The organism is Paenibacillus antibioticophila (assembly GCF_000455265.1).
GTDB lineage: Bacteria > Bacillota > Bacilli > Paenibacillales > Paenibacillaceae > Fontibacillus > Fontibacillus antibioticophila.
The window spans coordinates 2088445-2101732 of sequence record NZ_HG005139.1; the positions used below are offsets into that span (position 1 = coordinate 2088445).

A 13288-nucleotide genomic window follows, 5' to 3' on the forward strand; every position below is an offset into this window, starting at 1 on the left:
TATTATTTGTTTTCCTGTACGATCCGGAACGTATCCCGGGCAATCACCAATTCCTCATTCGTAGGAATGACAAGCACGTCCACCTTGGAGTTTGGTGTGGAGATGCGGCGAGGATCACCGGAGCGCACCTTGTTCAGTTCAGGATCAAGCTCTACGCCAAGATAAGTCAGGTTTTCGCAAACCTTCTCACGTACAACTGCTGAATTTTCACCAACACCGGCGGTAAATACGATCACATCGACGCCGTTCATTGCTGCGGCGTAGGACCCGATGTATTTGCGCAGGCGGTATTCATACATCTCAAATGCCAGTGTAGCATTTGGTTCACCCGCTTCCATACCGTCTGTAATGTCACGCATGTCACTGCTGCTGCCCGAAATCGCCAACAGCCCGCTGTGCTTGTTCAGCATGGAGTTCACTTCGCTGAGCGACAGCTCCTCCTTGTTCATGACGAAGGTGACCACAGCAGGATCCACATCACCGCTGCGCGTACCCATCATCAAGCCTTCAAGCGGAGTCAGTCCCATGGACGTATCCACAGATACGCCGCCTTGAACAGCTGTCAAGCTGGCGCCGTTGCCGATGTGGCACGTAATGATCTTCAGCTCTTCAAGCGGACGCTCGACAACCTCAGCAGCTACCTTGCTCACATAATCATGTGAAGTACCATGCATGCCGTAGCGGCGGATATGGTGCTTCTTGTACAGTACCTTAGGAATCGGATAGAGATATACCTTCTCCTCCATCGTTTGGTGGAACGCTGTATCAAATACAACCACTTGCGGTACGTTAGGCATATTCTTCTCAGCAGCCGTAATCCCCAAAATGGCAGGCGGATTATGCAGCGGTGCCAGGTCAAACAGACGGCGAATTTCCGACTTCACATCACCTGTAACCAGTGCAGAGCCTTTGAACGCTTCACCACCGTGTACAACGCGATGACCAACGGCTTGGATTTCGTCTACGGACTTCAATACGCCGCACTCAGGGTCCACCAGCTTGTCCAATACTTTACGGATCGCTGTAGTATGCTCAAGAATTTCGCTTACTTCTGTAACGTCTTCCTTGCCGGTAGGCTTGTGAGTCAGAATCGAAGAGTCCATCCCGATCCGTTCCACCAGGCCTTTAGCCAGAACAGACTCATCTGTCATGTCATAGAGTTGATATTTCAGGGAAGAGCTTCCCGCATTAATGACTAGCAATTTCATATCCGGTCACCATCCTTGTCGTATTTGAAAAAGCCTTCGCCCGTCTTCATGCCGAGAGAGCCTGCGCGGACCATCTTTTTCAGAACATAGGAAGGACGGTATTTCAAGTCCCCGAACTCGCGGAACATCCGCTCAAGCGCGGCAAGCACAGAATCCAGACCGAAACGGTCAGCCATTTCAAGCGGTCCGTATTGGAATTGATATCCGATTCTCATCGCATCATCGATATCCTCAGCGGTAGCAACGCCTTCACCCAGAACATGCAATGCCTCGTTAATCATCACGCAGATAATTCTCGATGTTACAAATCCAGGGGATTCATACACCATAACGCCGCGCTTCTCAACAACCTCTTCCACAAATCCCTTTGTCTCTTCGAAAGTTGCATCCGAAGTTTTTAATCCGCGGATCAGCTCAACAAGATTGATTTTAGCAACAGGATAAATGAAGTGCATGCCGATCACACGCTCAGGATACATTGTCGATCCGGCAATTTCTGTCAAGCTTAGTGTAGAGGTGTTGCTGGCAAGAATAATATTGCTTGGGCAAACCTGATCCAACTGCTTGAATACCTCTTTTTTCGCATCCAAATCTTCCGAAATGGTCTCGATCACCATGTCGCAGGTACCGAGTTCGGCAAAATGTGTCACTTTATGAATTTTGGACAAGATCAATTTCTTCTCCGCATTGGTCAATGCCCATTTCTCAAGCTGCTTGTCAAGACTTGTCTCGATCATGCTGTAAGCATAATTGAGCTTGTCGCTATTTTCTTCGACCAATAAAACATCGAGCCCTTTGGAAGCCAGCATCTCGCTGATTCCTTGGCCCATGGTGCCGCCACCAATTACGCCAATTCTTTTGAAGTTCATACTTCTCTCTCTCCATCCTTTCGTGGTCTCTACACATATTGTACCCTTGATGTCGAATAATACTTCAGACTATACCCAACATATAATAATATCTTAGCATGACGGAAAAGTAAAAAAAATTACCGGCATAAAGAATTATGCCGGTAAATTCATGCTGTCACGAAATTGACAACGGAATTGTTCTCCAGATACACGTTCTTCCCGAAGCAGGATATCCAGCGATTTGTCGAACACCGCCGCATTGTCTACCAGCAGTTGCTTGGTTCTTGCGGCAAGCTCATCCAAAATCTTGGAGTTCTCGTGCATCAGCACTTCCTTGGTCACCATATCCATATGAATAATGCCAAGAGAAGTCAGTCCTGAGGTCATCATCGTATGCACCAGATTGAGTGCCTGCTCAAAATCATTACTGGACCCGGTGCTGCGTCCTCCGTAATAGATTTCTTCAGCAGCTGCCCCTGCCAAAGCAATCATGATCTGGCCTTCCAGGTAGCTCTTGGTGTACAGATACTTCTCTTCCTGGGGATTATGCCGTACGTAACCCAGCGCCCGTCCACGGGGGCTGAGCACAACCTGGTTCACGCTTCCCGGAGCAACAACCTCTGCTGCAACCGCGTGTCCCAGTTCATGAACAGCAACTCTCCGCTTCTCTTCCTCTGTGGATTGACGATCCGTCTTCTCCCCGAGCATCACCTTGTCTACCGCCATTGAGAGATGACGTTGGGTAATTTCCGCCTGATCATCCCGCATCGCATAGATCGCCGCTTCATTCATGACGCTTTCGAGCTGGGCGCCGGAGAAGCCGTAGGACTCTTCTGCGACCTTATCCAGACTTACCTCTTCCGCCAGCGGCTTGTTCTTGCTGTGAATGTCCAAAATATGACGGCGTCCCTTTTTATCCGGAAGGTCAACCTGAATGTGACGGTCAAACCGGCCGGGGCGAAGCAAGGCACTGTCCAGCATTTCCTTACGGTTGGTTGCAGCGATAATCAGAATCTTCGGAGCCTCGGAAGTATAAATCCCATCCATTTCGGTCAACAGCTGGTTAAGCGTCTGATCGTATTCTCGCTGCTGTCCGCCTTCCCGTTTCCCGCCAATCACATCGATCTCATCGATGAAGATCACCGCATTCTCCTTCTTCTCCTTGAGCGCCTTGGTTCTGGCTTCTTTAAAAAGTTCACGTATACGGCTTGCGCCTACACCGACGTACATTTCAACGAACTCACTGCCCGAGGCTGCCACAAAGACAGCATTGGTATACTGGGCGGCCGCCTTCGCCATCAGGGTCTTCCCTGTTCCCGGAGGACCAGTCAACAGAATCCCCTTAATTGGACGGATTCCGAACTTGCTGATCTCTTCGTGCCGAACCATGAAATCCAGCGCTTCGCGAAGCTCCTGCTTAGCGCTGTCCTGACCGCCGATTTCTTCAAAGGTCAACCCGGTCGAAGCGACCTTTTTCCGTTTCCGTTCCTGGGATGCGGTTGCGGTAATTCCGCCGCGCATTTTTACCAGCATATAGACAGAACCGACCATAATCGCAAGAATGATCAACGGGGTAACATTCACACCCAGATAAGCCAGAAAAATCAGTAATACAGGTACGGCCCCGACTGCAATTTCCATAGCAAGCTTACGCATTCGGCCACACTCCTATCGCCTGCGCTGTGCGCGGCAAAATGATAAATTTGCTGACTTGTCCATCCGTCAACGTAATGTATACATTCTTCTCGTCCATGTCCGCTTTTGCCGAAATTCCGGCTTCACTGGATTCCAACTGCTCCAGTGCGGCTGTGATCTCGGTATACTGTTTATTTTCCATAGCCTGGGCAATCGGGAATAAAGCCCCCTGCCAGACCTGTTCCAGCTTCTCCGATTTTTGATCCTTGATTGTCAACTTCAGCTCTCTGCTGCCGAGCAGCTTTTTGCCGTCAGCTTCAATCTGGCGAACCAGCCCAGCAAAATCAGTATCCGGTGCCAAATCAAGATTCAATTCGACCTGATTTGGGGTAATAGAGGTTTGTACACCCTTTACACCTTCCATTTGGCTAACCTTATGCTGAAACGGGTTCTCAACAGCCCATTGCTGGTAAGCAAACCAGCCGCCAAACAACAGCACGGCAGAGGCGACCACACTGACAACGACCGGTACAACTCGCAATTTCACGCAGATGTCCCCCTCATATATAAAAGTAGTATAAACAATGTTATAGATAAGAGTATATCACATCGTATATCAAATCTAATGAAAAATTGTGAAATATATTTTAAATTTTACTTAATAATAAAAGAATAGACCCCCAATGCTAGACCTGTGTGACGAAAGCAATTAAGTCCAAGACTCGTTAAACATGGCAAGATAGAACCTCTAAGCGTCGTCTTGAAGATAGCGTGCTATGCATGGAATTTACCAGAAATCATCACATTCTCCCTGTTCCCGCATGCCATAACAATGGCTAAGTGCGTCTCCCGCTCACCCTACATCATCCAGCCCCAATCATCCTATATTCAGCCTCAAACTTCTAAAAAGCTGAAATTGTGAATAAGCAAGAATAGGCGAAACAACAGCGGTCGAAAGGATACCTCTACTCCAGTGATTCCATCGCCTCACGTCTGCTTGGGTCTGCTTGGGTTCACTCAGTGAATATTGGATTTTGCTTGATCAAGGTTATTAGAGAGTTGTACTAATATTAATGATTGTATGCCGGGGGCGTGTGAAGTGTACTTTCGATGCCGTTGATAAGGGGTTCCTCTAACTGAACTAAGCCATCAAACCAAGCCATTATAGGATGGAGAGATAACAAAAAAGGCTGTTTCCCAAAAATACCTAAAAAAAGTTGGGCTAGAAAAGATCCTCACCTTTTCAGCCCAACATTAGCTAGTTTTTATTCATTCATTTTTCTGCACTCAAATCGCCACACGAGCTCCCACACCAGTAATTTTAATGCCTTTTCGCACTAAAATCGCCACATGAGCTCCCGTCCAGCATTTTTAATGCTTTTCTGCACTATAATCGCCACATTTGCTCCCACGTCAGCATTTTTAATGCCTTTTTGCACTATAATCACCGAACGAGCACCCGTCCCAGCATTTTTAATGCTTTTTCGCACTATAATTGCCGCACGAGCTCCCACACCAGTAATTTTAATGCCTTTTCGCACTAAAATCGTCACATGAGCACCCAACCCGGCAATTTTCGCACGCTGGCTACCTATTCGGCAGGGTGAAAACTTCATCCAGCGGCTTACCGTCGCTAAATCGATAGAATTTGTAGTAGTGATGCGCCTTCTCTTTATAAAAAACTTGCCATACATATTCGTTCTCATAAATTCCTGGCATCAGACGAACAATGGTGCTGTTAGGCAGCTCCTCCTTAATGATGCTTCTCACTTGGGATTCCGAGACCCCTTCCGAGAGAAGCTTCACCTCGGCTTGCCCATCCTCGGGCAGCCAGACCATCACCTGTTCACCGTCTTCGTTCTGTCCCTCTACCACCCAGCATACCTTGTCCCAGACTGATTTCCATACTTCATCGGACTTGACAAGCGTAGTCTCCGCCTTCGCCCTCTGCACTGCAAGCTTCTCCGCTTGCCAGGTGTCCTCATATACATATAGATAAAAGCGATAGAGGCCAAGCAGAATAAGCGCAAGGATGATAAAGGAAAGCAAGACCCATTTGGTTCTGTTACGCAAAAGCTCCCTTCCTTTCCTCTCCTGAATGGCTTTCTATAAAAAGTTAATTTACATAGATTAAGACGCCTTATCTATCCTATCTTGCAAGCAAGCCCTCAAAGGCTCGTTGCGCTTCGAATAGAATTTTCTCCTCGTCCAGAGTCAGACACTCCCGTGATTTGACGACCTGCTTGCCGTCCACCCAGACATGCTCGACATCTTGACCGGCAGCGGAATATACCGCATGAGAGATATAATCGGTCTTCGGCAGGAAATGAGCCTGCTTCAGGTTCAAGGCGATAAAGTCCGCCTTCATTCCCGCTGCGAGCACACCTGTCTGGTCAAGGAACAACGACTTCGCGCCATATTCCGTTCCCATACGAAGGGCTTCGGCTGCCGGAATTGCGGTCGGGTCCCCTGTAACGCCTTTATGGATCAGTGCGGCGAGGCGAATCTCCTCGAACATATCCAGGTTGTTATTGCTGGCTGCGCCATCCGTACCCAAGGACACCGTCACACCTGCCCGCAGCAGCTCCGGCACACGGGCTACTCCGGAGGCAAGCTTCAGGTTGCTGCCCGGATTATGGGAGACGGCTACGCGATGCTCGGCAAGCATAGCAATTTCCTCGTCAGTCAAATGCACCGCATGCGCCAGCAAAGACGGACGGCTAAATAAGCCGAGATTCAACAAATGCTGGGCCGGACGAACCCCGTAATCCCGAACATTTTGTTCCACTTCCGCTAGAGTCTCCGACATATGGGTATGCAGCGGCAAATCCAGATCATGGGCCGCTTGCACGATTTTTTCGATATAATCCGGCGGGCAGGTATAAGGAGCGTGCGGCGACATCATCGTCGTAATTCTGCCGTTCGCCTTCCCATGCCAATTGCGAGCAAACAACACCGCTTCATCCAGCTTCCGCTGCTGCTCCTCAGGCGGACAAAGCCCGATCACGCCACGCGTCAGAACCGCACGGATGCCGGATTGTTCCACTACCGAGGCCACCTGATCCATGTGATCATACATATCAAGGAAGGTCGTCGTTCCGCTCTTGAGCATCTCAATCACAGACAACGCCGTGCCCCAGCGTACATCTTCACCGGTGAACTTTGCTTCCATGGGCCACATCTTCTGCTGCAGCCATTCTTGAAGCACCATGTCATCGCCATAGCCACGTAGCAGCGACATCGCTGCATGTCCATGGGTATTGATCAGACCAGGCAGAAATAGAAGGCCTTTGCCGTCGAATGTCTCGGCCCCTTCCACGCCTTCCGGCCGCTCTTGGCCGATATAGGTAATTCTATCCCCTTCGATCAGCATATAGCCGCGGATCACGGTTTGTTCTTGATGCAGCACCGCGAACGTGCCGTCTTTAATCAGCCATTTTCGAGTCATGGTCTTTCATTTCCTTTCCGCCGTCCAGATAATAAGCGAGACTCATTAAATCTGTGGTAAAGTCTGCCGCATGTACCCGCACTTCAGCCGGCACCTTGAGAATCGTCGGCGCAAAATTCAAAATGGCTCCAATCCCGGCAGCCACGAGCTTGTCAGCAACATGCTGGGCTTCAGCCGCAGGTACCGTGATAATTCCGATCCGGATATTCATGTTGCGTACCGTTTCATCCAGCATCTCGATCGGCTGAATTTCGATATTATTGATTTTCCCGCCGATTTTACCAGGGCTTGCATCAAATACAGCAACAATCTTCATATTGTCCTTCACATAAGCATTATAATTCGATAGCGCTTGTCCGAGATTACCAGCTCCGATCAGCGCCACATTAATCTGTTGATCCAGATTCAGAATTTGCTGAATTTTCTCGATCAAATAAGCCACATCATAGCCGATCCCCTTCCGGCCAAAATCACCGAAATAAGCGAGATCCTTACGAATTTGCGCCGGATTCAGATCAAGCTTCTGTCCCAGCTCCTGAGATGAAACCGTGGATACCTCTCGGCGGCTTAATTCATTAAGAAAACGCAAATAGACTGGCAATCTACGCACAACGGCGTCTGAAATTTTCTCCGACTTCATCGATTATCCCCCTATTATTGACGCAAATTAAGAAGCGTTTACGGATTTTCCGGGTCCAGCCATTCCGCAATGCGCGGAACCATCTGGCCAAGCGGCATATGCTCCATCTTCGGTCCAGGCAAAGAATACAAAAAGTACTTTCCGTAATAAGATTCCAGGATTCTAGTATCGTACACAATGACGATCCCCCGATCCTGGGAAGTCCGTACGAGCCGTCCAAAGCCTTGCTTGAAACGGATGACGGCCTGCGGAACGGACAGCTTCATGAAAGGATTCTTCTTCTCTTGCTGCAGCCGCTCGCTCTTCGCTTCCACAAGCGGATGATTCGGCGGTTGAAACGGCAGGCGTACAATCGCCAGGCTCGTGAGCGCATCTCCCGGGATATCAACGCCCTCCCAGAAGCTGCTGGTTCCCAGCAGTACGGATGCTTGCTGCCCCTGGAACCGGCGGGTAAGCTTGGTGCGGCTGCCGCTGTCCATGCCTTGGCCGATTACCGAAATATTGTGCGATGACAGCAGCTCTTTTAGCGGATCATAAACCTGCCTCAGCATCCGGTAGGAGGTAAACAGCACGAGCATACGGCCTTGAGTTACAATCGCTGTGTCAGCCAATGATTGGACGAGTGTACTGACAAAGTAATCATCCCCTACGCTTCCCTTGACGCTTGGAAAGTCCCGCGGAATCACAAGCAAGGCCTGTTCGCGGTAATTAAACGGCGAAGGAAGCATGGAGGTCATGAGCCGGTCTTGAGCCTGCGCCTCCTGCAGGCCCAGTTGGTCAATCATATATTGGAAGGATTTGTCCACCGACAAGGTGGCAGATGTCATAACAATGCTCTTCTTCCGGTCGAAGAAGTAGCTCTTGAGTTGCTCGCTGACATCAATCGGCACGGCAAATATCTGCAGGGATTTGCTTCGATAATTTCCGTTGCCTTCAATCCAGTAGACGGTGTTTACGTCCTCCAGCTTCATGAAGGAACGCAGTGCGTCCCGTTCAGTTCCCAGGTCCTTGATCAGCCCGGTTATATCAGTAATTAGACTTTCGGAGCCAAAATCCTGCTCGTCCTGCTCTTTAAGCTCGGTAAGCAGCTTCTCGGCCTTGCGAACAATATCTCCGATGGTCACATAAATCTGGTTCTCCATCGTGAGCAGATCATCCCAGCTCTTCGGCTTCTTGTGCGGCAGCAGCCGCAGCACGAATTGTCCAGGATCGCCGGAAGCGGCGTCGCTCCGCTCGGGCATCAGTGTGAACATCGCTTCAGCAAGACGATCCCAATGCTCCTTCACATCAAGAAAAGCAGGATAAAGTCCATCGATGACCGCTCCCCAGGAAGCTGCCCGCTCATTCCCTGATTGCTGAAGCTGCTGCCTCAGATTCGGGAGCTGACCGTTCTTGCTGTCCTTGAACAGTCGTGTCAGGGTGTGCACCACTGTGAAATATTTCATTTGCATTCCTAAATGTTTTCCGGCTACGTCCTCCAAATGATGGGCTTCGTCGATGACAAGACGCTCATAGCCAGGAAGGAGCTGGTGTCCCGCCTGGATGTCCGTGAACAGCTTGGAATGATTGGTAATGACTACGTCCGCTACCCCTGCTTCATGCTTCGCTTTGTGATAATAACACTTGCGGAACCATGGACAGGAGCGTCCAAGACAGGAGTCCGATTCACTCGCCACGGTCTCCCAGAAGTCTCCACCCCGGTTGCCGAGATTCAGCTCCTCGTCATCCCCGTTCTCTGTCTGGGCAAGCCAGACAATCATTTGCGCGGCGGTCATCACTTCTTCCTTCGGAGAGGCGAAGTCTCTCCTGTTCATTTTATGTTCAAATTTGCGTAAACACAAATAGTGCTGTCTTCCCTTAAATACCGCGGCCTTGAACGGGAAGGGCACAACTTCGGTCAACAGCGGGATATCCCGCTCGCGCAGCTGCTCCTGAAGATTGATCGTATGGGTGCTCACCATGACCTTCTCATCGGTTTTGACGCTGTGATAAATGGCGGGCAGCAAATAACCTAACGATTTCCCCGTCCCTGTGCCCGCTTCTACAAGCAAATGCTTGTCTTCCTGGAAAGCAGCTGCGACTTCCTTCAGCATCAGGTTCTGCGCTTCACGCTCTTCATATTCAGGCAGCTTCTCCTTCAGAGACGATTGCACCTGCTCCATAAATTGCTCGAAGCTGACACCCTCAAGCGGGTTATGCATCATATCGCTGCGCTCAGGCTCAATATTCATCCAGTCATCGGTCTTTAACGCGAACTGTCTGTAGTACGTATAACCATCCTGATCTACAGAAGGGTTCTGCTGACGCTGCTCCAGTACTGCATCGAAGAACCAGGCCAGATCACTGTCCTCCCCGGAGAGCAAATCCGCCAGTCGCTGTATCGTTAATAGCGGCAGCTGCTCCAGCTCCTCCAGGCATTTGATGAAGATCAGAGCCGTAGCCAAGGCATCACTATCCGCCTGATGAGGCCGGTCATGCTCCACCTCGAACTCCGAGGCAACCATCCCTAACTGATACGTCGTCAAGGAGGGATATAATATTTTCAAAAAATCCATGGTATCGAGAATTCGCCCTGTATACGGCAGGTAGCCAGTCTTATCCAGCGCGCTCTGTAAGTAATTGAAATCAAAGGCAACGTTATGGCCGACCAGCACGGCGTCATTGAGCAATGGAACCATCTCCATCATGACCTCGTCCAAATCAGGCGCATCCTTGACGTCCTCTTCGGTAATCCCCGTCAGACTTGTGATGAACGGCGGAATCGGAATCCCGGGCTTCACAAAAGAACTGTATACACGGGATACCGTCATGTCTTCATCTATAATGGCCAATCCAGCCTGAATAATCACATCCGAGGATTGGTTGCCCGTGGTTTCAAAATCAAGTACGGCGTATTTCATTGATTTGTAAAGTCCCTTTCTTCCAGTCTATTTAACAGCATAACAGAAGATGGCGAATTTGAAAATTGAATGTGAAATCGCTACAAAAAAAAGCGATGCCCCCTTGACAAAGGGTTCTGCATCGCCTGATAATCTTTTCCTGCGTTGCCGGAAATACTACAGAAGAGAGGTCAATTCACTTCCATAATGCAGCTTCCCGCTGCTGCGCATGCATGATTCCAGATTCGCCAGCGGCTCTCGCAGGGAAGGATCATGGTAGTGAGCCAGCTTAAAATATTCCTTCGCCTTCAAGCGCACTCCGTTCTGGGCCTCAATGCAGCCGAGTGCATTATAAATGATGGAACGAATACGTTTCGAATCACAGGTTTCCAGAACGCGCCAAAAATGCGGAACTGCTTGTTCGGATTCATTCAGATGCAGATAGCACATCGCCAGATACGTTCGCCCCACCGCGCTATCCGGATACTGCTCCACGACCTGTTTGAACTGCGTCAGTGCCTGCGTAAACATCATCAGCTTATAATACCCTTGACCTTTCACAAAGGCCTCTGCGTCCATCTCAGGCAGCTCAGGCACAGGCAGAGCGCCTCCATCCGGACTGGCGCCGGTTTGACGGAAATGACCCAGCTTCTCTTCAAAGCTAAGCCATTCCTCGATAATTCCATCGCTCATCGTTTTGAGCAGTTGCCACTTGGCAGCCAGCTCCTGACGCGCAGGACCGCTTGCTCCAGGATAATAATGAATGATTTCGTCCAGCATCCCGCTCATTTCCGCAAACATATGTTGAAACATCATCCGCATCCCACCTTTATCGAAAATGAAATCAGTGTGAGCCTTACGTTCATTTTTTGTTATGGGCTCGCATTTCATTCCCGCAGGCATTAATTGCATAGCCATGGTGGGCAGGGCAAACGGTTCTGGCGATCAATTACCGAATCGTGGCATGCAGCTCTTGCGCTGCGGTCTCCACAGGTCGGTTATTCGCGTCCACGAACACAACGGTTGGCTTGTGGCTTCTCAGTTCTTCCGCCGACATTTGGGCATAAGAGATGATAATGACATTATCGCCCGGTTGAACCAGACGGGCAGCCGCTCCGTTCAGGCAGATGACCCCGCTCCCGCGAGGGCCGGGAATTACATAAGTCTCAAGTCTGGCGCCATTGTTATTATTTACAATCTGCACCTTTTCATTTTCCAGTAAATCCGCTGTTTCCATCAGATCCTCGTCAATAGTAATGCTGCCGATATAATTCAAATTCGCTTCCGTCACGGTGGCACGGTGAATTTTAGATTTCATCATCGTTCTGTACATCGCGTTACACACCTTTCTTGCTCAGAATAACGTTGTCGATCAGCCGGGTGCTCCCGAACTTCACCGCAACAGCAACCAGTACCTCTCCATCTTGGGCTATTCTCTCGGAATCGCCAAGCGGTTGAAGACCTGGAAAGCGGACGACCTCCACATAGTCCACCTCAGCCAGAGGCTCGGCCGTGAACGCATGTAGCAATGTTTCTTTTGCCTCGCCCGCTGTCAGGGTCCCGCCTTCGTTGATCAGCTCCTGCACATGCAGTAGCTGACGGGACAAGACCAATGCCGCCTCGCGCTCAGCCGGGGCAAGATACACATTGCGGGAGCTGAGCGCCAAGCCGTCCTCTTCCCGTCTAATCGGACATGGAACAATCTGAACGGGCATGTTCAAGTCCTTCACCATTTGGGTAATTACGGCTACCTGCTGAGCATCCTTCTGTCCGAAGTAAGCCCGCTCTGGTTCAACAATATGGAACAGCTTGCTGACAACGGTAGTTACCCCGTCGAAATGTCCGGGACGGGAAGCGCCGCACAGCCCTCCAGTCAGCTGCTGACTGACCGTAATTTTGGTTAGCGTCTGTGCAGGATACATCTTCTCGACTGAAGGCAAGAAGACTGCGTCAACGCCTTCCTGCTCCGCAAGCTGCAGATCCTTCGCTTCGTCCCGCGGATAACGCTCAAAGTCCTCGTTCGGACCAAACTGAATCGGGTTGACAAAAATACTCAGCACCACCAGATCATTGTTGCGTCTCGCTTCTCGGAGCAGACTCGCATGCCCTTCATGCAAGTAACCCATCGTAGGCACGAAGCCTGTCTCCAGGACCTTGCCTTCCAGAGCTGCCTTCAAGCGCTCCTGCTTCAAATATTGTCTTAAATCCTGAATATTCCGGAATAGGTTCATTTCACAGCTTCCTCTTTTACTTTCCCGTAAAGACCCGCTATAACGGTATCCTCTGCATTGAACACATGCTCCTGTGCCGGGAATTGTCTGGTCTTCACTTCATTCACATAAGCCGCAATGCCCTGACGAATTTCAGCGCCGATATCCGCATAAGTCTTCACGAAGCGCTTCTCACGGTAGTCGGAATCGTACTTAAGCACGTCGTGGAAGACGAGGACCTGCCCGTCTACCCTCCGTCCTGCCCCGATACCAATGGTCGGTACGGACACAGCCTTCGAGATCGCTTCTGCCACCTCTTCAGTAACTAGCTCCAGGACGATCCCGAATACACCGGCACGCTCCAGCGCCTTGGCATCCTCCATGAGCCGGCGGGCATCCTGCTCGTCCTTGCCTTGC

The 13288-nt window shown here is 50.2% G+C and carries 13 protein-coding genes; all 13 read right to left on the reverse strand.

Features of this window, described 5'->3' with window-relative positions; genetic code table 11:
- Nucleotides 1–2: 2 nt before the first annotated feature.
- A complete protein-coding gene (locus TX85_RS09555; RefSeq protein WP_044478879.1) occupies nt 3–1208 on the reverse strand; it encodes an acetate/propionate family kinase in 1206 nt (401 codons plus the stop codon).
- Nucleotides 1205–2077, reverse strand: a complete 873-nt coding sequence (locus tag TX85_RS09560) for a 3-hydroxyacyl-CoA dehydrogenase family protein (RefSeq protein WP_044478880.1) — start codon at nt 2075–2077, stop codon at nt 1205–1207. The genes TX85_RS09555 and TX85_RS09560 overlap by 4 nt, the downstream gene beginning before the upstream one ends.
- Nucleotides 2078–2212: 135 nt before the next feature.
- On the reverse strand, nt 2213–3715 hold the full coding sequence (locus tag TX85_RS09565; protein WP_044478881.1) for an AAA family ATPase: 1503 nt from the start codon (nt 3713–3715) through the stop codon (nt 2213–2215).
- Nucleotides 3708–4241: a hypothetical protein gene (locus tag TX85_RS09570; protein WP_044478883.1), complete on the reverse strand. Its 534-nt coding sequence runs from the start codon at nt 4239–4241 to the stop codon at nt 3708–3710. Before TX85_RS09570 ends, TX85_RS09565 begins: the two co-directional genes overlap by 8 nt.
- A gap of 790 nt (nt 4242–5031) precedes the next feature.
- The gene (locus TX85_RS09575) at nt 5032–5247 is read right to left on the reverse strand and encodes a hypothetical protein (RefSeq protein WP_044478885.1); all 216 of its coding nucleotides are present in this window, start codon (nt 5245–5247) and stop codon (nt 5032–5034) included.
- A 34-nt stretch (nt 5248–5281) separates the two neighbouring features.
- Entirely contained in the window at nt 5282–5767 is a 486-nt protein-coding gene (locus tag TX85_RS09580; RefSeq protein WP_044478887.1) for a cell wall elongation regulator TseB-like domain-containing protein, read from the reverse strand.
- A 76-nt stretch (nt 5768–5843) separates the two neighbouring features.
- Entirely contained in the window at nt 5844–7142 is a 1299-nt protein-coding gene (locus TX85_RS09585; RefSeq protein WP_044478889.1) for an amidohydrolase, read from the reverse strand.
- On the reverse strand, nt 7120–7782 hold the full coding sequence (locus TX85_RS09590; protein WP_044478891.1) for a redox-sensing transcriptional repressor Rex: 663 nt from the start codon (nt 7780–7782) through the stop codon (nt 7120–7122). The genes TX85_RS09585 and TX85_RS09590 overlap by 23 nt, the downstream gene beginning before the upstream one ends.
- A 38-nt stretch (nt 7783–7820) precedes the next feature.
- The gene (gene dinG / locus TX85_RS09595) at nt 7821–10682 is read right to left on the reverse strand and encodes an ATP-dependent DNA helicase DinG (protein WP_044478892.1); all 2862 of its coding nucleotides are present in this window, start codon (nt 10680–10682) and stop codon (nt 7821–7823) included.
- A 156-nt stretch (nt 10683–10838) separates the two neighbouring features.
- Complete coding sequence (locus TX85_RS09600; protein ID WP_049894888.1) at nt 10839–11477, reverse strand: tetratricopeptide repeat protein; 639 nt, start codon at nt 11475–11477, stop codon at nt 10839–10841.
- 133 nt (nt 11478–11610) lie between these two features.
- Nucleotides 11611–11994, reverse strand: a complete 384-nt coding sequence (gene panD, locus TX85_RS09605) for an aspartate 1-decarboxylase (RefSeq protein ID WP_044478894.1) — start codon at nt 11992–11994, stop codon at nt 11611–11613.
- Nucleotides 11995–11998: 4 nt separating this feature from the next.
- Entirely contained in the window at nt 11999–12892 is an 894-nt protein-coding gene (panC, locus tag TX85_RS09610) for a pantoate--beta-alanine ligase (RefSeq protein WP_044478896.1), read from the reverse strand.
- Nucleotides 12889–13288: 3-methyl-2-oxobutanoate hydroxymethyltransferase (locus TX85_RS27505; RefSeq protein WP_044478898.1), on the reverse strand; the 400-nt coding region annotated here is incomplete at its 5' end. The genes TX85_RS27505 and panC, both read right to left, overlap by 4 nt.